Origin of the sequence: Desmospora profundinema, assembly GCF_031454155.1 — a bacterium.
Classification (GTDB): Bacteria; Bacillota; Bacilli; order Thermoactinomycetales; family DSM-45169; genus Desmospora; species Desmospora profundinema.
Map to the genome: position 1 here is coordinate 444,308 of NZ_JAVDQG010000002.1, position 19,613 is coordinate 463,920.

Annotated in this window: 17 protein-coding genes and 1 other RNA gene; 5 read left to right on the plus strand and 13 right to left on the minus strand. The window is 53.3% G+C overall.

The features are described 5' to 3' along the window. Positions 1 to 22: 22 nt before the first annotated feature. The 3 genes from JOE21_RS05790 to JOE21_RS05800 are packed head-to-tail and all read right to left on the minus strand — an operon-like array spanning position 23 to position 2,290. Entirely contained in the window at positions 23 to 1,162 is a 1,140-nt protein-coding gene (locus tag JOE21_RS05790; RefSeq protein ID WP_309863511.1) for a cysteine desulfurase family protein, read from the minus strand. Between the two features lie 32 nt (positions 1,163 to 1,194). After that, on the minus strand, positions 1,195 to 1,614 hold the full coding sequence (gene cymR, locus JOE21_RS05795) for a cysteine metabolism transcriptional regulator CymR (protein WP_309863512.1): 420 nt from the start codon (positions 1,612 to 1,614) through the stop codon (positions 1,195 to 1,197). After that, positions 1,556 to 2,290 carry a YczE/YyaS/YitT family protein gene (locus JOE21_RS05800; RefSeq protein ID WP_309863514.1) on the minus strand — a complete coding sequence of 245 codons (735 nt, stop codon included), beginning with the start codon at positions 2,288 to 2,290 and terminating at the stop codon, positions 1,556 to 1,558. The genes cymR and JOE21_RS05800 overlap by 59 nt, the downstream gene beginning before the upstream one ends. Before the next feature lie 308 nt (positions 2,291 to 2,598). Between JOE21_RS05800 and JOE21_RS05805 the strand changes: the two genes are divergently transcribed. Further along, positions 2,599 to 3,930, plus strand: a complete 1,332-nt coding sequence (locus JOE21_RS05805; protein WP_309863855.1) for an AAA family ATPase — start codon at positions 2,599 to 2,601, stop codon at positions 3,928 to 3,930. A 180-nt stretch (positions 3,931 to 4,110) separates the two neighbouring features. On the opposite strand, the gene JOE21_RS05810 is transcribed toward JOE21_RS05805, so the two are convergent. Further along, positions 4,111 to 4,704 carry a 5' nucleotidase, NT5C type gene (locus tag JOE21_RS05810; RefSeq protein WP_309863517.1) on the minus strand — a complete coding sequence of 198 codons (594 nt, stop codon included), beginning with the start codon at positions 4,702 to 4,704 and terminating at the stop codon, positions 4,111 to 4,113. Between the two features lie 103 nt (positions 4,705 to 4,807). Here JOE21_RS05810 and JOE21_RS05815 point away from each other — a divergent pair, with 103 nt between their 5' ends. Beyond that, the gene (locus JOE21_RS05815) at positions 4,808 to 5,023 is read left to right on the plus strand and encodes a YczF family membrane protein (RefSeq protein WP_309863519.1); all 216 of its coding nucleotides are present in this window, start codon (positions 4,808 to 4,810) and stop codon (positions 5,021 to 5,023) included. Here the strand turns inward: JOE21_RS05815 and JOE21_RS05820 are convergent. The 6 genes from JOE21_RS05820 to hisS form a co-directional block, all read right to left on the minus strand. After that, on the minus strand, positions 5,018 to 6,139 hold the full coding sequence (locus tag JOE21_RS05820) for a GerAB/ArcD/ProY family transporter (protein WP_309863521.1): 1,122 nt from the start codon (positions 6,137 to 6,139) through the stop codon (positions 5,018 to 5,020). The genes JOE21_RS05815 and JOE21_RS05820 overlap by 6 nt on opposite strands. A 66-nt stretch (positions 6,140 to 6,205) precedes the next feature. Beyond that, the gene (locus JOE21_RS05825) at positions 6,206 to 7,402 is read right to left on the minus strand and encodes a Ger(x)C family spore germination protein (protein WP_309863524.1); all 1,197 of its coding nucleotides are present in this window, start codon (positions 7,400 to 7,402) and stop codon (positions 6,206 to 6,208) included. Between the two features lie 6 nt (positions 7,403 to 7,408). Further along, positions 7,409 to 8,998: a spore germination protein gene (locus JOE21_RS05830; protein WP_309863527.1), complete on the minus strand. Its 1,590-nt coding sequence runs from the start codon at positions 8,996 to 8,998 to the stop codon at positions 7,409 to 7,411. 168 nt (positions 8,999 to 9,166) lie between these two features. After that, a non-coding RNA gene (gene ssrS / locus JOE21_RS05835) (6S RNA) lies at positions 9,167 to 9,341 on the minus strand. Between the two features lie 75 nt (positions 9,342 to 9,416). Further along, positions 9,417 to 11,192, minus strand: coding sequence for an aspartate--tRNA ligase (gene aspS / locus JOE21_RS05840; RefSeq protein WP_309863859.1), 1,776 nt, complete (start codon positions 11,190 to 11,192; stop codon positions 9,417 to 9,419). A 23-nt stretch (positions 11,193 to 11,215) separates the two neighbouring features. Continuing rightward, entirely contained in the window at positions 11,216 to 12,478 is a 1,263-nt protein-coding gene (gene hisS, locus JOE21_RS05845) for a histidine--tRNA ligase (RefSeq protein WP_309863530.1), read from the minus strand. Between the two features lie 536 nt (positions 12,479 to 13,014). On the opposite strand from hisS, the gene JOE21_RS05850 reads away from it, so the two are divergent. Continuing rightward, positions 13,015 to 13,149, plus strand: coding sequence for a hypothetical protein (locus tag JOE21_RS05850; RefSeq protein WP_309863532.1), 135 nt, complete (start codon positions 13,015 to 13,017; stop codon positions 13,147 to 13,149). Between the two features lie 79 nt (positions 13,150 to 13,228). On the opposite strand, the gene JOE21_RS05855 is transcribed toward JOE21_RS05850, so the two are convergent. Then, a complete protein-coding gene (locus tag JOE21_RS05855; protein ID WP_309863535.1) occupies positions 13,229 to 13,975 on the minus strand; it encodes a hypothetical protein in 747 nt (248 codons plus the stop codon). A gap of 531 nt (positions 13,976 to 14,506) precedes the next feature. On the opposite strand from JOE21_RS05855, the gene JOE21_RS05860 reads away from it, so the two are divergent. Both JOE21_RS05860 and JOE21_RS05865 read left to right on the plus strand, forming a co-directional pair. Beyond that, complete coding sequence (locus JOE21_RS05860; RefSeq protein ID WP_309863538.1) at positions 14,507 to 14,842, plus strand: hypothetical protein; 336 nt, start codon at positions 14,507 to 14,509, stop codon at positions 14,840 to 14,842. A 537-nt stretch (positions 14,843 to 15,379) separates the two neighbouring features. Continuing rightward, the gene (locus tag JOE21_RS05865; protein ID WP_309863540.1) at positions 15,380 to 16,213 is read left to right on the plus strand and encodes a glycerophosphodiester phosphodiesterase; all 834 of its coding nucleotides are present in this window, start codon (positions 15,380 to 15,382) and stop codon (positions 16,211 to 16,213) included. A 172-nt stretch (positions 16,214 to 16,385) separates the two neighbouring features. On the opposite strand, the gene JOE21_RS05870 is transcribed toward JOE21_RS05865, so the two are convergent. After that, positions 16,386 to 17,552 carry a cation:proton antiporter gene (locus JOE21_RS05870; protein WP_309863543.1) on the minus strand — a complete coding sequence of 389 codons (1,167 nt, stop codon included), beginning with the start codon at positions 17,550 to 17,552 and terminating at the stop codon, positions 16,386 to 16,388. Positions 17,553 to 18,094: 542 nt separating this feature from the next. Continuing rightward, positions 18,095 to 19,612, minus strand: a complete 1,518-nt coding sequence (locus JOE21_RS05875; RefSeq protein ID WP_309863861.1) for a coproporphyrinogen III oxidase — start codon at positions 19,610 to 19,612, stop codon at positions 18,095 to 18,097. Position 19,613 lies beyond the last annotated feature (1 nt).

Genomic DNA, 19,613 nt, shown 5'->3' on the forward strand with positions numbered 1-19,613 from the left:
ATTTTTATGCCATGGGATTTTTTCAACCCGTCAATCGCCGCACCACCGTCGCCACCGTACGGGCAGCGTGGCGAACCTGCCCTTCATCATTGCCGAGGCCGAAGCTAAAGCGAATGGCCGACCGGGTGACTTCTTCGGGCAGTTTCATCGCCTGGAGCACATGGGATGTTTCCAAGGTACCGGACGTGCAGGCGGAGCCGCTGGCACAAGCCACCCCTTCTATATCCAGGTTCATTAACATCATTTCCGTGTCCGCGCCTGGGAAACTGACGTTGAGAATATGGGGAAGGGTTTGTTCCGGGTGACCGTTAATCTGAAAACGGATTCCCGTCCGCTCCCATTCTTCCACCATCGCCTTCCGGCAAAGGATCGCATGTTCCCGATGCTCGTGACGATTCGAAACGGCGTGTTCAACCGCCACTCCAAAGCCGACGATCCCCGGGACATTTTCCGTTCCACCCCGCAGACGCCGCTCCTGCATCCCTCCCGTCATCTGGGGCCAAAGGGGAATCTCTCGTCCGACATACAAAGCTCCCACCCCTTTGGGGCCGTTGATCTTGTGGCCGGACACCGTCACCAGATCAACGGGGAAGCGTTCCACATCCACGTCCTCCATTCCGAAGGCTTGTACCGCATCCGTGTGGTAAGGCACCCCCTGTTCCCGGCACAAGGTTCCGATTGCTTCAACCGGCTGCAGGGTGCCCACTTCGTTATTGCCGTACATAATACTGACGATCGCCGTGTGATCATCCAGCACCTGAGCCACGTCAGCGGGATCCACCTGTCCGGTTTGATCGACCGGAAGATATGTCACCCGGAAACCAAACCGCTCCAACCGCTTACACGTATCCAGTACGGCATGATGCTCCACCCGGGACGTGATGACATGGTCTTTTCCCTTTTCCCGCATGGCCCAGGCCACTCCGATCAAAGCCAGATTATCCGCTTCGGTTCCTCCGCTCGTAAACAACAGCCGACCGGGATCGGCGTTGAGTCCCCGGGCCACCTGGTCACGAGCACGGTCAACGGCATTGCGGATTTCCCGCCCAAAACCGTGAATGCTGGAGGGATTGCCAAACTTGTCATCCAGAAAGGGCATCATCGCTTCCTTCACCCCCGGATGAACGGGTGTCGTCGCCGCATGATCCAAATAGACGGACATTCTTCTCACCTGCATTTCCTCATACACTGCCATCAAATATAAAACATGTAGGTATCTTGATCCCCTTCAGCCGAGTGCTGATTTAGATCGGCCAAAGTCGTGTTGTCCAGCACATCGGCGATGGCATCCCGGATCCGGCGCCACAACTCCCTGCGGCCCGGATCTTCTTCCTCCGTAAACTCCACCGGACTGATGGGTCCTTCCAGCACCCGGATCACTTCCCCCGCCGTAATCTCCTCCGGGGAACGGGAGAGTTTATAACCGCCGTAAGCTCCCCTCACACTGCGGACAAGTCCGGCATTGCGCAGGGGGGCCACCAGCTGCTCCAAATAGTGTTCCGATAAATTGTGCCTTTCCGCCACACTTTTGAGGGAGGTCGGCTTTTCTCCATACCTAGCCGCCAAGTCCATCATGATGGTAAGGCCGTACCGCCCTTTGGTGGATACCTTCAATATGAACACCTCTTCCCAACCACTGTTCAATCATTTTTTCCCAAAATTGTATGGAAGTTTGCATCATCGGTCCAATCGCCAACGAAAATAACAGGGTACCGATAAATACGGGACCTCCCAACATCCAGCCGCAAACCAGCACGCCGACTTCCATCCCCAGCCGCACCCGTCCCACAGACAGACCCCACCGATCGGAAAGAGCCAAAACCACGCCGTCACGGGGACCCGCCCCCAAACGCGGAGCGATGTACAAACCACAGCCGATACCCATGACGGCAATTCCCGCAATCAACATGCCCCACTGCCCCCATATATTCACGGGAGTGACCAGCCAGGGGATTGCCAAAAACAAATCCACAAAAAAACCGACCAGTAGCATATTGAGAAGCGCTCCGGCTCCCGGCCATTTTCGATCGAGGACAGCGGCCAGCCCTACAAGAGTAAACCCGACCAGCTGTAACCACATCCCTACCGTGAGGGGAGTAACCATGGCCAATCCCATGTGGAGCACATCCCAGGGAGCCAAGCCCAAATCGGCCCGGATCATAAGGGCAATTCCAAACGCCATCACCCACAGACCGGTCATAAACGCCCCCCAACGAATGGAGAAGGCATGCCAATCCACTTCTTTCGCCGCTATGCGAACCTTTTTACCCCAGCCTCCGACCGCTTTCAATCGACAACCCTTCTTTTTCCCTAAGATGCTTCAACAATGGATGATTCAGGCGTACCCAGGGTGTGTCTGAACCAAAAGCCATACCGCCCCTTCTTTTTCTTACGGAAATGAAATAAACAGAGACTCTCGAATCAACCTGTCGAATATTTACCAGACACAGCCTAGTTTAACACAGGGTTTTGGCAGCGAATAGCCAAAAGAAGAGAAAATTCCGCTGCCCAAAAGATACGCCCTCCTCGTCTCTTGCTCCCACCCCCGTGTTTGTGGTATGCATGGAAAAGACACAACGGATGGAAAGGAATCAAGCGATGAATCTGTTTGATTACGGACACGAACAGGAAAAAGAAAAAAAAGCACCGCTGGCGGCACGAATGCGTCCCCGTCATTTGGATGAGGTGGTGGGGCAATCTCATATCCTAGGGAAAGGGAAGCTGCTGCGCCGCGCCATCGAAGCGGATCAACTCTCTTCCATCATTTTGCATGGACCGCCCGGCACGGGCAAAACCACCCTCGCCAAGGTGATCGCCAATACGACAGAAGCCCACTTCGATCAGTTAAACGCCGTCACTGCAGGAGTAGGGGATATCCGGAAGCTTACAGCGGAAGCCAAGGAGCGCCTGGGGATGTATGGACGGCGCACGCTGCTTTTTGTCGACGAAATCCATCGTTTCAACAAATCCCAGCAAGACGCATTGCTACCGTTTGTGGAAGACGGAACCATTATTCTCATCGGAGCCACTACAGAAAATCCGTCTTTTGAAGTGAATTCGGCCCTTCTGTCCCGCTCTCGCCTGTTTCAATTGCAGCCGTTGACTGAAAGCGAGCTGACCCGTCTTGCCAGACGGGCGTTGACGGATGAAGAACGCGGATTGGGCGGGTACCGCGCCGAAGTGGAGGTGGAAGCGTTAAGCCATCTGGTCGCCATGGCGGGGGGAGATGCCCGCCATGTGCTGAACGCCCTCGAATTGGCGGTGGTCACCACGCCGCCGGGAGAAGACGGGATTCGCCGCATCACCCTGGAGGTGGCGGAAGAATCGATTCAACGAAAAGTGATCCGCTACGATAAGAGCGGTGACAACCATTACGACACCATTTCCGCTTTTATTAAGAGCATGCGCGGTTCCGATCCCGACGCTGCCCTCTACTATCTGGCCAAGATGATCCATGCCGGAGAAGACCCCCGCTTTATTGTGCGCCGCGTCTTTATCCACGCAGCGGAGGATGTAGGCATGGCCGACCCCCGTGCCCTGTTGATGGCTTCCGCTGCTGCTCAGGCGGTGGAGCATATCGGGCTTCCGGAAGCGCAAATCCCTCTGGCACAAGCCGTCATCTATATCGCCACCGCTCCCAAGAGCAACGCCGTCGTCCGTGGCATCGCTGAAGCGATGGAGGCGGTCAAAAACGAATCCCGCGGCGAGGTACCCCTTCACCTCCATGACTCCCATTATCCCGGCGCCAAACAGCAAGGCAAGGGAACCGGCTACCGCTATCCCCATGATCACCCCCGCGGTTTTGTGGAACAGCAATATCTACCTGACGAACACTTGGGACGGACGTTCTACCACCCCACGGACAGGGGCTACGAAGGAAAGCTGGCGGAATACCTGGCATGGGTGAAAGATCCTTCTGCACGTGGGTAAGGAAAACATACAACGAGTTCATCATCAGAGATGTTGTCATCAAAGGATCATCAGTCGCTCAAATCACTGTGAGGCCCCCCGCCTCACTTTTTTATTTTCCATTGAACGTCCCAGGCCATATGGAGTGATGAACAACCCGCCAAGAATCATCGATCAGAGAGGAAAGCCCCCATCTATCACTCACTGAGGCTTCGGAGGCTGCTTTATCCATGCCATCGCTTCATCCCAACTCTCGATCCGCGGCAGGTCATGGGGATAGTTCCGGTTGTAGACGGCATCGACGATAACGGTGGGCACCCCCGCTTTCACCAGCTTGTCCAGATGTTGAGGAGCATCTTCGAAAAACAGCTCCACTCCCAGATCCCGAGCGACTGCAGCCTTGTCGTGGCAACCCATCTTCAAGTTGTCTCCATCAAAGGGAAAGCCGTGCTCCTGGAGCCACTCTTTCGTCACTTGCGTCACCTTTCTCATTCCCGGACGGGCCGTGATGAAATAAATCCGATGTCCCTGTTGGGACAGCTGATTCAGGATTGAAGCGGCGTTGGGAAGCGGAACCCCCAAGGAATAAATACGCGCTTCCAGCTTGCGCCACAGACGGGTCCCTTCCCGTTTGGTAAGGCCGTACGCCTTATCCAGGTAAAAATCGGTCACATCCTCTTTTTTGATCGAGCGGCCCAGCTCCTCGTTGAAAACGCGAACGGCGGCTTCCTGCGTGTTTTTGATCGTTCCGTCAATATCCACTCCGATAATCAACCGAACCCCATCCTTTTTCATCCAGTTACCTTCTCACATTCATGATTTTCCGTATGAAATAGTGCTGATGGTTCACACTATTATCCTCAGCCAACCCTAACCGGACCGATTGAAGGTGACGTATTTGAAAAACATCGCTATCTTTTTAGGCCTGCTCGCCCTGATTATTTTGATCGATACCGGAATGGATATGATCAATACCACTTTGGATCACGCCTGGAACAATTTGTTATCGCAATGGATCATCATGCAACGGGGGGAGTTGCTGTTCCTGTTTGTCTTGTTCGCCCTCTATGCCGGTCAGCGATGGCGAGCGGCCTCCCGTAAAAAACGGTCATGATCCCTTGGACGTTCCGGTGGTTTGCGGCATGAAGCGATGACGAATCGCGGCAATGATCAGCAATAACACCGGGATTCCCACCTGGAAGGGGAGGTGAAGGTATTTTGGAACCACCTCCAGCCCTTCCTCAATATGAGCCGCAAAGTTTTCCGCGATAATCAGTGACGAAATCAATAGGATGATCCCGATGGGAATCACAATGGATTGATGTCGTTTGATGTTAAACAGATCCGTCACTCCCAAGACGGCCACATAAAAGAAAAGGGAAATCTTGAAAAAACCTCCAATAATCAACGTCCACAAAGCAACGACGTCCAGGTTTTGGATTACTTCAGCAATAATGATGCGGCCGACGGTTCCCATGAGGGGAAAGGGAGAACGAGCCGCCACATCCGCTCCCAACACGGCAATATTAATCGCAATCGTATAAGCCAGAATCAAACCGCTTGCCACCATCGCTCCCAATCCGATTCGCTTTAGTTTCTTAGGCCGATTCAGATAGGGAAACAACATGGTAAAGACGATCATCTCTCCGAAAGGAAACGTCATCGTGAGGGGGAAGGCCGTTTCCAGTACCGGCTTCCACCCCTCCTCCAATACCGGCAACAACCGATTGATTTCCACCAATTCCGTCACATGGATGAAAAAATTGGCTACCAGTCCCAACATGATCATAATGATCAGATGGATTTCGCCCAGCCTAGCCAACACCTCAATGCCCATCATCAATACATAGATCATCGTCAGGATCATCATGGTTCCGATGACCAGCTCCGGCGTCAGGCCGTATTCCGTCGTGATCAACAGATCGATAAAGTCCCGCAACACCCGAGACCCGATATAAATAAAATACAATACATAGGCGAGCCCGAAAACCCACCCTAAGGGCTTGCCTAAAATCTTCTGCAGAAAGCCAGTCAACGGAAGATCGGGATAGTACCGGAAAAGGCGTTCATAGATGAGGAAGAGCACTAACCCGGCCGTCATTCCGATCAAAATCGCCAGCCAGGCGTCCTTCTCAGCATCCATTCCCAACCCCACCACAAGAGCACTCCCCAGTTCAAACAACAAAATGAGACTAAACAGCTGGAAAGCGCTGATTTTTGCTTTTTCCATGTCCACCCCTCCTCCCTGCAATCCATAAAAACGGTATCGATCATTTTGGATCGAAACACGCAAGTCTTATTCCGGCGAAAAGGGTTCTCCCCGCAAGCCTGAGCGGCGGATGGAACTGTCCACATCTACCTTCACCGAAATCGTTGGAAAAATGCGATCCCACTTCTCCTTCCATTTTTTCCAACGCTTCTTATCCGCCCGGTTCACCGCATCTCCAAATCCAAATACATCGCTTTTCGCTTTCTTGGCACTTTCCACCGCTGCCATCACTTCCCGCTTAATCGCTCGGCTCAGGGCCTTTTCCAGCTTCAAGATCTCTTTTGGATCGTTGAGATCCACTTTACACTTCACTTCCCCGATCAGCCCCGTCGGCCGGATCGACAGCCGGATCTCCGGTTTTTCGCCATTGAGGACCGCTTCCATATCCGTTTGGTTGCGGATGATGGAGATCCCGGCTCCCCTGGGTTTTTGATCACACTCCACCATCACCAGCGTAGCCGTAATCCGGTCCATCGCCCATAACACCCCCCGTGCCGCATGATGGTCCACCCACCGCACCAGCCGATCTTTCCGAAACAAACCGAGCCCGCCGTATTCCAACCGCGCACGAGGTTGAATCGATCCGATACTCTCTTGCATTCCCGAAACTTCACTATCCCCCGTTAATCGGATGCCGCTGATGACAGGATCGGATCCTGCACTCACCATCACATTGACCACTTCGTCTGAATCCACTTGAAGGTTTTCCCCCCACACCCGTTCGGTGATTTGGAGGGACATTCGCATTTTTTCCGCCGGCACCGCAGTCAACGGTGTCACGGTGCTGACGATCGACTCGGCGGAAGTGCCTCTTGCTATAATCGGCTGAATCGTGGTGCGCAATTCCGGATTCCGGTGAACCAAATCGAATACTTCATGGATCCCCTCCCGGGCCAAGCTTTCTCCGATCACCATCACCCGGGTGGAACCGAAATACAACCGCCGGGGGGAGATGCGCGATGCAGACCGGATCGCTTCAAAGAGCGTGCTCCCCGTGGTGACATAGACGGTGGTGGCCGTCGTCCTTCCGGCCCCTTCCTGTCCGGCGATCTCCCGCGGGTTGACGAACTGGAACGACGTCCGATACACCCCCTTCTCTTCGGTTTTGTCGATTCCCATGGCAACCACGATCGTCAGTTCATCGATCTCACGGCGATCCCAACACCCCGTCGCCAGCACCACACATAAGAGGATGGTGAGCCATGCCTTTCCCGTCTGTCGCACCCTTTATTACCCTCCTGTTTCTCCGGAAGGAGGCGGTGAAGGTTGCATGTTCTCCCCGACCCGGGTCGATTTGCCGCCCACCCACTCCGGCCGTTCCTTTTCCATCCATCTGGGAAAGCGGAAAACCGCATCTTTCTGATCGGCCAGGATGAAGGGCGCAAAGGGGGAGAGGTACGGGACACCAAAGGAACGCAATGCCGTCATATGCGCAAACATCGCGATCAGGGACAACATCATACCAAAAAATCCGAAGGAAGCTGCTGTCATCATAAATAAAAACCGAAGCAGTCGAGCCGAGATTTGGATCGGAATCGAAGGAACGGCGAAACTAGCGATCGCGGTGGCGGAAACGACGATCACCATCACGGGAGAAATCAGCCCCGCCTCCACCACCGCCTGTCCCAACACGATCGCCCCCACCACCGACACGGCAGGCCCCACATAACGGGGCATCCGAAGACCCGCCTCCCGTAATATTTCAAAGGTAATTTCCATAATTAACGCTTCCACCACCGCCGGAAAAGGAACCCCCTCCCGCTGGGCCGCCAAGCTGATTAAGAGTGTGGAGGGAATCATTTCATGATGGAACGTGGTCAATGCAATATAGATAGAAGGACCCAGGATCGCGATAAAATACGTGCCCAAGCGCAGCATTCGCAAAAAACTGCTGATGTCGAACCGCTGATAGTAATCCTCCGCCGTTTGAAAGTATTGAAGGAACGTCGTGGGTAACATCAACACATACGGGGTCCCGTCCACAAAGATCGTCACCCGCCCCTCCAGCAGGTTGGCGGCCACAGTATCCGGCCGTTCCGTGTTGCCGATGGTCGGAAACGGGGTGTATGAGCGGTCTTCAATCAATTCCTCGATATAGCCGGTCTCCAGGATGCCGTCGATTTCAATCTGGTTTAACCTAGTCCTTACTTCTTCGACAATTTTCGGATTGGCGATTCCCCGGATATACATGATCGCTACATCCGTCTGGGTCACTTTTCCGATCCGAATCGTCTCCAGACAGAGGTTGGGGCTTTTGATCCGGCGGCGTACCAATGAGGTATTGGTCCGGATGGACTCGTTGAAGCTGTCCCGCGGACCCCGGGTGGCTTGGGCGAGGGATTCGGCGATATCCCGGACTTCTCCACCCTCCGTGTTGCAGACGAGGGCTTCGTCCCACCCGTCCAACAGCACCACGGTTTTGCCTGACAAGAGGGGGAGGATCACCCCGTTCCAATCTGAGGCCCGAGTCACCTCCGTAGCGGTCAGGACCGATTCCTGAAGCCAGCCCAACGCGTCCTCTTCCATCCAGTCCGAAAACCGCTTCCCCGGCTCCTCCAGCAAGGGTTGAACAATGTAGTCATTGATCTGGTCCCGGTTCACCAGACCATCCATATAGGCAATGGAAACAGCCACCGGATCTTTCTCGCCCCACTTCAACTCCCGTAAAACCAAATCGTCGAAGGCAATCATCTCTTGTTTCACTTTCTCCAGATTACGGGGCAGATCATGAGACAGACGGTCTTTTCCTTGAGAACGGGACGACCGCTCGGTTGGTCCACGCTTCTTATTCCTTCGGGGTCGGCGGCGATTATAGCCCATGGGTATCCACCTTTGCGCTTACACTTCTATCACTATATTTACCAGCTTGATTCAAAGCTGTCGTTCGTATACATATCGGTATGAACCCACCAAAAAACCCCTCTGACCATTCCCGGGTCAGAGGGGTTTGCTTTTAATTGTGAAATAATCCGTAAAAAAACAAAAAGAAGGAGCCCCATTATGCCGTGTCACCTGAGTTTTGAACCTGCTCTCGGCAGGTGGGTGCCCTGCACCGATGTTAACGAGTCCCTTTTGGGCATTCGCGCTCACCGTTGACTTCGGGCTCCCGATGGTAAGGTGTTGGCTCAAAACTGTCGGCCACCCACGAACATCTCAGGGCTCTCTTTTGTGTTTTTATGTTACCACATGGAATGTTCCCTTATCAACCCAAAATACCTGGGAAGAGGGTCCCTTTTTCTCATTTTTCCGACGAAGATTTCTTCCGCCGCGAAATATGGAGCTCTTCCAACTGACGATCATCCACTGGGGACGGAGCTTGGGTCATTAAGCAGCTGGCGCTGGCTGTTTTGGGAAACGCGATTGTTTCACGCAGATTGGAACGACCCGCCAACAGCATCACGATGCGGTCCAAGCCAAAGGCAATCCCGCCGTGGGGAGGAGCCCCGTATTCAAACGCCTCCATGAGAAAGCCGAACTGTTCCCGGGCTTCCTCCATTGAGAAGCCCAGAGCTGCAAACATCGCTTCCTGCACCTCGCGACGGTGGATGCGCTGGCTTCCTCCACCGATTTCAAACCCGTTCAGCACCATATCGTACGCCTTGGCCCGCACGCTGCCGGGATCCGTTTTCAACAGTGGTATATCCTCTTCCCTGGGACTGGTGAAAGGATGGTGTTCCGCATACCAGCGCCCCTCTTCCTCATCGTAAGAAAGGAGCGGAAAGTCCGTTATCCAGACAAAGCGGTAGGCCCCTTCCGGAATCCAATCCAACGCCTTCGCCAGGCGAACACGCAATTCACCTAATACTTCCGCCGTCACCTTGGGCTTGTCCGCCATGAAAAACAAGAGGTCACCCGGTTCGGCTTGCATCGCCTCCGCCACTTGGTTCCACTCTTCTTTGGACAAAAATTTGGCTACCGGTCCTTTGGGCCCCTCTTCCTTCAGAGCCGCCCATGCCAGCCCTTTGGCACCCAATTCTTGGGCAACGGAGCCCCACTGGTCAATCTCTTTACGGCTCCACCCGGCTTGTCCTTTCACATTGATCGCTTTTACCACACCGCCGGCGGCGATGGTGGAGGCGAACACCTTAAAGGACGTGTTCGCTAAGATCCCGGACAGATCCACCAACTCCATGCCAAACCGCAAATCCGGCCGGTCGGAGCCAAACCGTTCCATCGCTTCTTGATAGGTGAGGCAGGGGAACGGACGCGGCACTTCCACCTGAATCGTCTCACGAAAGATGGCGGCCACCAGCTCTTCCATCATGGATTGGAATCGTTCGGAATTGAAAAAGGAAGCCTCAATATCAATCTGGGTAAATTCCGGCTGCCGGTCCGCTCTTAAATCTTCGTCCCGGAAACAACGCACAATCTGAAAGTAACGTTCCATTCCCGCCACCATCAGCAGTTGCTTAAAAATCTGCGGCGATTGGGGAAGGGCGTAAAATCGTCCGTCGTGCACCCGGCTCGGCACCAGGTAGTCCCGTGCCCCTTCCGGAGTGCTTTTGGTCAGCATCGGTGTTTCCACTTCGATAAAATCATGTTCCGACAGGAAGCGGCGGGTGGCCTGCATCGCCCGATGCCGCAATATGAGGGTTTGCTGCATGATCGGGCGGCGCAGATCCAGGTACCGGTATTTGAGCCGGACCTGCTCCTCTACGTCCACTTCGTCTTCAACAGCAAACGGCGGGGTTTTGGAGGGGTTGAGAATGATCACCTCTTGTGCCCGCACCTCGATCTCCCCGGTTTTCATCTTGGGATTGACCGTATCCTTGGACCGGGAAACCACTTCTCCCCGCACGGCCAGGACGTATTGACCCCGGGCTTGATCCGCCACCCGAGCGGCCTTGTCAGAAAATTCCGGATTACACACCACCTGCACCGTTCCGGAACGGTCACGCAGGTTTAAAAAGATCAGCCCTCCCAAATCCCTCCGCTTTTGTACCCAACCATTCAGGACCACTTCCCGCCCTACCTCGGCAGTGGTCAATTCCCCGCAAGCATGGGTCCGATCCATCGATTCCAATCTGGTTCCCTCCTTCATCCGTGATTCCGTTTATCGCGCACATATTCTACCAGTTTATCTAGCTGGATCGTTTCCTGATTCCCTGTAGCCAACTCCTTGACGACAATCTGATTGTTCAAAAGCTCTTCTTCGCCCAGGATGGCCACCAAGCGGGCATTCATCCGGTCTGCCGCTTTCATCTGCGCTTTCATTTTCCGCCCTTGAACATCACGTTCCGCTGAGCAGTCCCCCTGACGCAGCTCCTGCAGCAGGGAAAGCGACCGTTTTTGCGCCTCGTCACCCAGGGTGACGAGGAAGCAATCCACTTCGTTGGAGAGCGGCAGTTCCACCCCTTGGTGTTCCAAGGCGAGCATCACCCGTTCCAAGCCGAGCCCAAATCCGATCCCCGGCATATCCGGTCCCCCCACCTCCTGGACGAGACCGTTGTAACGACCGCCGCCACCGATGGATCCGGACACTCCGTCCACGATATATTCAAACGCGGTTTGCGTGTAATAATCCAGTCCGCGGACCAAGCGGGTGTTGAGGACATAGGGGACCCGGAGCGCGTCCAGCCCCTCTTTGACCGCTTCAAAGTGGGGGGAACAATCCTCACAGAGATGGTCCACCATCCGTGGGGCCTGCTCCGTGATCGCCTGACAGGTTTCATTTTTACAATCCAGGATTCGCATGGGATTGCGGTCCAAGCGGGACTGGCAATCCTTGCACAGTTCCTCTCGACGAGGCGAAAGGAACGCAACCAGCTGTTCCCGGTGCACCGGACGGCAATCCGGGCAACCGACGCTGTTCAGCTCCACCCGGATCCCTTTCAGACCCAGCGAGCGGTAAAACTGATAGCCGAGGTCGATCACTTCCGCATCCAGCAAAGGCTCCTTTGTTCCGAATACTTCCACGCCAAACTGGTGAAATTGCCGTTGTCGGCCCGCCTGGGGCCGTTCGTACCGATACATGGGACCGATATAATACCATTTGGTGGGCTGGGGATCGCCATACACCTTTTTTTCCACAAAGGAGCGGACCACACCGGCCGTCCCTTCCGGACGAAGCGTCAAGCTTCGGCCTCCCCGGTCTTCAAAGGTGTACATCTCTTTTTCGACGATGTCCGTGGTCTCCCCCACACCGCGTCGAAACAGTTCCGTCTGTTCAAACAACGGCGTCCGCACCTCGAAAAAATGGTAGCGTCGACACCATTCCCGTGCTTTTTCCTCGACAAACTGCCACTTCTCCACTTCGCCGGGCATTAAATCGACGGTGCCTCGTGGTACGCGAAAGTTCATCCCGATCGCCTCCTTTTCATGGTCTTCATCCATTAAAAAATCTCCCGCCACTGACCGTATTGTCAGGGACGAGAGATTGGTTCCCGTGGTGCCACCCTTGTTGAAGACGCACATGCGTCTCCCGCTTTTCAGGCCGGGTATCGTCCGGCGGACGTCCGAATCTACTGTCCCGCCTTGAGCGGGGGTTCGGTCCGGAACCTCCGGGTGTCCTTCGCCGTGCCGTCGGCATAAAGGCGCTTGCAGCCAGTGACGCCTTCTCTCTGGGTTGCCCGTATCACGGTTACTCTCCCATCATCGGTGTATCGAATCCTCAATTTTTGAGACTCCAGTTAAAAGATGCGGTTCGTTGCCCCTATAGGGACTACAATTGAAAGATCATGTCGTTGATACAGAAGTCTACGGGATTGGAGGAGAAAAGTCAAGGGCTCGTCTCTGAAAAAAACACACCCATTTTCCTTTGATTGTTGTGCAACAGAGGTTGCTATTGCATAAACTGTTATAGTATAATGAGTCCAACCTGATTTGGAGGCGATCCCATGCATACCAAACCCGCCCAATATGAAGTGTGTCACGTGTGCGGATCCAAGATTGAAGAAAACCAGGAAGCCGTGTTAAACGAATGCTGTTCCAATCAATGGATTAAACAACAGATTGATAATAGTTATCTATAATACAGCGCTCCTCTCTTTTTTCGAATATTTGCACCCATTCCCATTTTCCGCTCCCTTGTTGGGGCTTATTTTTTTGCCCTTATTTCACGACAAGAGTATAGGGTTGTTTAACCAGCAGTTCTTCACGGGTGGAGGAAACAATTTGACTGCAGCTTTCCACCTCTTTTACACATCGATAGTAGCGTAGATAGGACCACCACCCACGAGCGGGAAACGCACCTTTTACTTCTTCCAGCCATGCCTGGCAAGCCCGGGTCACCGTCTCCGCCTTTCGCCGGTGGGTTTCCAGGATGTCGCAAACCCGACGATGCCCTTGGAGTAACCGCCGGCAATCCTTCTCACTTGCTTCTTCCCCTGCCAAACCGTTATAGATCTCTTCCTGTTCCCGAATAATCTCGCCCACCATTTCCGTCGGGTCCTGATCCGCCAACGCCTGCGACTGCTTCACCAGAGATGACAACGTCTCTTTTTGAGCGGTGGTTAGCCGATCCCCCCACTTTCCCAATGCTTTCAACGCACGGGCGATATCTTCCCATTCCCCCACCACAGCGGTTTCGTCCAAATCGATATGGCCAAACAGGAAATCTCCCCACCCTTGCAATTCCATCGCCCGTTCAAACACTTGATGACGGATGGTGTCCGGGATCGTTGTTCGCGATTCGTGATCCACCCGTGCTTGGTCCGTATCCGGTTCGACTGTTATATAATACGTCTCCCCTTTGTAAGGAACCCCGAAGGAAGGAGTCATAAAACCGTACTTCCCGTTCTCCCTCCCAATCCGTTCCACCAACCAATCCGGCCCGAAATCCTCCACCGGTCCACTCATCGGATCTCACCCTTCCTTACATGTTTTCCCCTCCATTGTTCGACAAAATCGATGCCTTGTCCATTCCGTCTCGCAAAAGAAAAAAGACCCTCAGGGGATCCGATATCCGTCGTCCCTTTTTCCCTCTCACCGATCCGGGATCATCTGCACCCTCTCCTCCGAACAAAACCAGCGACCATATGGAAAATGAAAAAGCCGCTGACCGTTGTATCCTGCGAGACTCCGCTGGTTAGTGGGTCAAAGCAAGACTAAGGAACAAAGTGACTGCAGCGAGACTTGTGCTTTAGGGCCTGTCTGGTAATTCAACTTTCCGCAAAAATAAGGGAGGGGCGGTGTGGCTGGCGGAGAGCCTTTGCGCTTTTTGCAACGAAACGAAGACAGCCACACCGCCCCGGGGTCCCATATAGGAAGGTTATCAGCAGCCTCAGACCCCTCTGAGATCCGAGAATGAAGGATACATCAGAGGGGCCACTTTCGTCCATTCTAACCAGTAAATAAACGAACGTTCCAACAGAGGAAAGGAGATTCGCAATGACTACCTCATTACAATCGTTTTTTGTCCGGGTGGGAGAAGATATGATGGATGTTCGGTTTCATCAATCCCTCACAGACGATGAGCGTCCCATGGTTCAAACAAACACCTATGACGGCCCCTCCTATCGACAAGCACTGGGGATGAAATCGATCTTGCTGAAAGGGGTGGACTATGAAACACTCGACCAGCTCCAACCCTGGGTGGGCAATAAAAAGGTCGGATTCAAAGCGGTTACCGAGCATGGGGAAACCATCATGGGGGAGGGAACGATCCAACAGATCTCACCGGACCTCTCCTTCTTCATCGAAGAAATCGACCACCTGGAAGCCTGATGGTGAACCGACGAATCGGCCGGGTTCCGCCTGAGCAGGAGAGGATCCATCTCCCTTGCGGTGCACGATGCTGATGAACCAGCCTTTTCCGCGGTGGCCACAACGTTTTTTGCTTATTTCATCCCTTTCGCCTCGGCGAGACAACCATGCGGGATAGAAATAGGAAGCCGCTAAAGCAGTCGGACAAATCCTTTTCCCGCACCGGTTTTTACCTATACGCCCTTAAACCAAGAAACATCGGGAACATGGATGATAATCGTGTCCTGTTTATCTTTGAGAGACAATCCCTCATGGCCCTCCTGCGATCTAAATAAATCCCTTCCCACTTTATATACTTCATAAAAAATATATCAAGATACGGTAAAGGATCCACGTGGATCCGTCGTGATACGGACAAGGGATTCCCATGTATATACTTCAATAAATCCCATTCAGCATGACAGGGTTCCATTATTGTAATTTTTCAATATGTTTAAAAACAACTTCACAAATCGTCACTATAATAGAACCCGAACCCAACACAAAGGAGTGTGCCTCATGCCAGGGATCCAAAAGCTGTTCGCAGGGGTGATGGGAGTCCTCTTATTCGGTGGAATTCTGATTCCCCACGGATCTGAGGTGGATGCGGCAAACCGGCCCTCCCCCTTTTTAAACATCGCCCACCGGGGAGCATCCGGCCATGCGCCGGAAAATACCTTTGCCGCCTTTGACAAGGCCGTGAAAATGAAAGCCGACTTCTTTGAACTGGATGTCCAACGCAGCAAAGACGGCCACCTTGTCGTCATCCATGACATCACGGTAGATCGGACCACGAACGGGACGGGACGCATCGCTGACCTCACCCTGAAAGAACTGAAACGGCTGGATGCAGGCAGCTGGTTTGGCAGCGCCTTTGCCGGAGAACGGATCCCCACCCTGAAAGAAGTATTGGATCGATATGGCGGTAAAGGCATCGGTATTCTAATCGAATTGAAAAACCCGGAACGCTATCCGGGGATGGAAGCGGAAGTGGCCTTGCTGCTGGCGCAAAAAAATCTGGACAAACGGACCAGCAAAATCATTGTTCAATCGTTTAATCACGATGTGATGAAAAATTACCACCGCTTGCAACCGACAGTCCCAGCCGGGGTCTTGGTGCGATATACCCCCGAGGGAATTTCCGATGAAGCACTGCGGGAGTTTTCCGCCTACGCCGACTATGTTAATCCCAACCTTCGCTTAGTCAATCACGACTTAGTACAACGGGTCCATCAAAACGGCATGAGGATCACCCCTTACACCATCAAAACAAAAAATGAAGCCCAACGGATGATTGCAGCCGGCGTCGATGGCATCATCACGGACTATCCCGAACTGGTTACTCTACGGTAAAAATCGCTTCTCAAGCCCAAACCGTAAAGGAGTGAATCAAAAAAATCCCGGTGAATACCGGGATTTTTTTGCTGTAAAGCCAAAGGAAAGCGAAATCAAATGACGGGCGATACTTTTATCCACACAAAAAACCCACCGTGCCCACAAAAGTGGGACGCGTGGGTTTTTCTATTTAAGAAGAAGCAGCTTCTTCTTTCTTCGCTTGTGGGTTGTCTCCAAAAATGCGCTTCAGCAAAACCGGAGCGATCAAGGTAGTCAGAATGATCACCAGTACCATGGATGTGAAGTACTGTTGATCCAAAAGTCCCGCAGAGAGCCCCGTGGTGGCGATGATTAGCGCCACTTCACCACGGGATACCATGCCAGCCCCGATTCCGAGGGAACCTTGTTTATCAAATCCGGTCAGACGCGCTCCCACGCCGCTACCCACCAATTTGGTAAAGACAGCGATCACCGTCATCACAACAATCAACCAGATCTGGTCTGCGATTCCCTCAAAGGAAACGTTCAAACCGATACTGACAAAAAACACGGGAACAAAGATGGCGTATGCGATCGGCTCCACTTTATGTTCCACATCGTGTTTGTATTTGGTGGTGGAGAGAGCCACACCGGCGGCAAAGGCGCCGATAATGCCGGCCACGCCCGTCACTTCGGCCAGCCAGGCGAAGAAGAAACAAATGATGATAGCCGCGCTGATAAGCGATTCGCTAACCCGGAGCGGAACCAGTTTCTTCATCACCCAGGGCACCACTTTCCAACCCAGAAGCCCGATAGCCCCGAAAAAGAGTACTTTTTTCAGGATTACCATCGTAACCGCAGGTGCAGCCGGATCTGCGAAACTGATCATAAATGCCAACAGGATCACGACGAGCACATCATCCACCACAGCCGCACCGAGAATCGTGGTGCTTTCACGAGTGCCCAAGCGCCCCAGATCCCTTAAGGTTTGGACCGTGATGCTGACAGAAGTGGCAGACAAAAGCAGACCGATAAACAGGGACTGCTGGGCGTCCAAACCAAACGCCAAACCAGCGAAATAACCGCCAAACAGCGGCAGGATGATACCCCCTGCCCCTACGGCCAAGGAAGAATTACGGGTTCGGTTCAGTTCTTTGATGTCTGTCTCCAAACCGGCGATGAACATCAAGAGGAGCACCCCGATCTCGGCCAACGTCTCAATCAAGTTGGAGTTATCAATCCACCCCAGCAAGGCGGGACCGATCAGAATCCCGACGATCAGCTTACCCACAACGGAAGGTTGCCCTAGCCTCACACTGAGGTCCCCGGCCAACTTCGTGCTGAGGATGATAATCAGAAGCTTCGCTATAAAGAGCATCACAACACCACCTGTCGATAAAATGGTTTCACGCTTCACATCTCCTGGAACGGGGTTGCGAGTGGAGAATCAACTCCGTTCATGATACATCAAGCACTCCGGCGAATAAGTGATCATTTTGTTAATGAAGGCTCTTCCATCAGCGTTCCCATCTGTTGGACGCTTCATGAAAAGCCGCTCCTTCAAACAGAGCAGCCCCGTCACCAGGAGAAGAAGTCTTATCCTTGACGCTTCCATTACCGGGCATAAAAAGAGGAGACCCCCCTACAGTCACCCTCTTATTGATACCCCCAAAGTAAATGGTAAAAACCCCGTCTTCGCATATGAATGCGGGGACAAACCAAGGTCTATTTTACCGTTAACATGCGACTTTGGGAATAGTACGGGAGATGTGGAATGGGCTCCGTCCCTGCAAAAGCTTCACAGAAATGACACTTTTGTCTTCGAATGAAAAGACGTTCTTTCCGACCGGAAAGAGCGTCTACTCAATGAGGTCGTGTCTGAACAATCCGTAGGTGAATGACCGGACAAGCCCTAGTCTTTTATCCCTTGCTCTCCACCGGATAGCCGTACGCTTGGTCTAAAGCGGCCAGCTTCTGTCCGATCTGCTCCCGATACGTATCGATATAAGCCTGGGGTTCTTTAGGGTTGGGCCAGCGACGGATCCGGCCGCTGCCGGGAGAGATAATCTTGCTCACCGCGCCACACCCCAGACCGATAATCGTCTGTCTTTCTTCCATGATGATAATATTGTAGAGACTTTCTTCACCGGGAAGCGCGTAGCCGACATTTTCCTGGTTGCCGAGAATGTTTTTCTGCCGGTACAGATAATAGGGGACATATCCCTGTTCTCCGGTCCATTCCCGGGCCTCCGCCACCATGCTGGCAATCTCTTCTCCATCAGCCACCGGATATTTTTCCGGATTGCGGGTCATATGGGAGCCGCGCTTAAAGGAGAGCGTATGAACAGTCAGAGATTCGGGATGGAGCGATTCCATTACCCGCAAGGATTGGCGAAAAGTCTCCAGCCCTTCCCCAGGCAATCCGATAATCAAATCCATGTTGATGTTATTGAGGCCCATCTTGCGGGCAAGCGCAAACTTCTCCACGGTCTCCTTCACCGTATGATGCCGACCGATTAATTTCAAGGTTTCTTCTTTAAAGCTCTGGGGATTGATGCTGATCCGATCCACCTTCCACCGTTTCAACAGATCCAGTTTCTCCTGTTCCAAGGTGTCGGGACGACCGGCCTCCACCGTCAATTCCCGCACCTGGTCAAAGCCGGGAATACAGGCTTTCATCCGTTCAAATAACGCTTCCAACTGCGCAGCGGTTATCGAAGTGGGAGTCCCGCCGCCAAAATAAATAGTAGTGACAGGCAATCCCCGCTTTTTTAACCACTTCCCCGTCGCTTCGATCTCCTTATGAAGGCCTTCCAGAAACTCTTCCACGGATCCGTTTCTCCCGCGGATGGCATAAGCGGGAAATGTACAGTATGCACACTTGGTCGGACAAAATGGGATGCCGACATAGAGACTCACTTCCCGGTCCAGCTGATACAGATCGGGTAACACCGTGATTTGCCGATTCATAATCTCCTCTAACAGATCCAGTTTGTGGGGAGCCAAACGGTAATCCCGTTCCAAAACATTCCGTGCTTCTAAAACCGATTTTCCTTCCAGCAGAAGGTTGTGCATCAGCTTGGTAGGACGAACCCCCGTCAGAATTCCCCAGGGCTGACGGACTCCGGTCGCCTCTTCCAGCACTTGCAGCAACGCGTGATTCACCACTGGTTTCACCCGTTTGCGCCGGGTCCGTTCATCCAGCACCGCCGACACATGCTCCCGTCGATGGGAACCGTGCCAGGCCTGCTCTCGGGAAGGAACGGCCAGGGTGACGGACACGTTCACCCATTCCGTCTCTTCCACTGTAAAATGAACGGAAGCATCCATTTCTTCCCGATCTTCCGTCACTTTCACACCCGGATAAAACAATCCGGCAATCAGTTCGATATCACGATGAAAAGCCGGGGAAACCCCGGATACCTGCAATCGCTTCATG

Excerpts from the sequence above, each read along its gene's own strand:
- JOE21_RS05790 (WP_309863511.1), bottom strand. The coding sequence starts at position 1,162 with ATGTCCGTCTATTTGGATCATGCGGCGACGACACCCGTTCATCCGGGG.
- JOE21_RS05805 (WP_309863855.1), top strand. The coding sequence starts at position 2,599 with ATGAATCTGTTTGATTACGGACACGAACAGGAAAAAGAAAAAAAAGCA.
- JOE21_RS05810 (WP_309863517.1), bottom strand. The coding sequence starts at position 4,704 with ATGAAAAAGGATGGGGTTCGGTTGATTATCGGAGTGGATATTGACGGA.
- JOE21_RS05820 (WP_309863521.1), bottom strand. The coding sequence starts at position 6,139 with ATGGAAAAAGCAAAAATCAGCGCTTTCCAGCTGTTTAGTCTCATTTTG.
- JOE21_RS05830 (WP_309863527.1), bottom strand. The coding sequence starts at position 8,998 with ATGGGCTATAATCGCCGCCGACCCCGAAGGAATAAGAAGCGTGGACCA.
- aspS (WP_309863859.1), bottom strand. The coding sequence starts at position 11,192 with ATGGATCGGACCCATGCTTGCGGGGAATTGACCACTGCCGAGGTAGGG.
- hisS (WP_309863530.1), bottom strand. The coding sequence starts at position 12,478 with ATGAACTTTCGCGTACCACGAGGCACCGTCGATTTAATGCCCGGCGAA.
- JOE21_RS05850 (WP_309863532.1), top strand. The coding sequence starts at position 13,015 with ATGCATACCAAACCCGCCCAATATGAAGTGTGTCACGTGTGCGGATCC.
- JOE21_RS05855 (WP_309863535.1), bottom strand. The coding sequence starts at position 13,975 with ATGAGTGGACCGGTGGAGGATTTCGGGCCGGATTGGTTGGTGGAACGG.
- JOE21_RS05860 (WP_309863538.1), top strand. The coding sequence starts at position 14,507 with ATGACTACCTCATTACAATCGTTTTTTGTCCGGGTGGGAGAAGATATG.
- JOE21_RS05865 (WP_309863540.1), top strand. The coding sequence starts at position 15,380 with ATGCCAGGGATCCAAAAGCTGTTCGCAGGGGTGATGGGAGTCCTCTTA.
- JOE21_RS05870 (WP_309863543.1), bottom strand. The coding sequence starts at position 17,552 with ATGCTCTTTATAGCGAAGCTTCTGATTATCATCCTCAGCACGAAGTTG.
- JOE21_RS05875 (WP_309863861.1), bottom strand. The coding sequence starts at position 19,612 with ATGAAGCGATTGCAGGTATCCGGGGTTTCCCCGGCTTTTCATCGTGAT.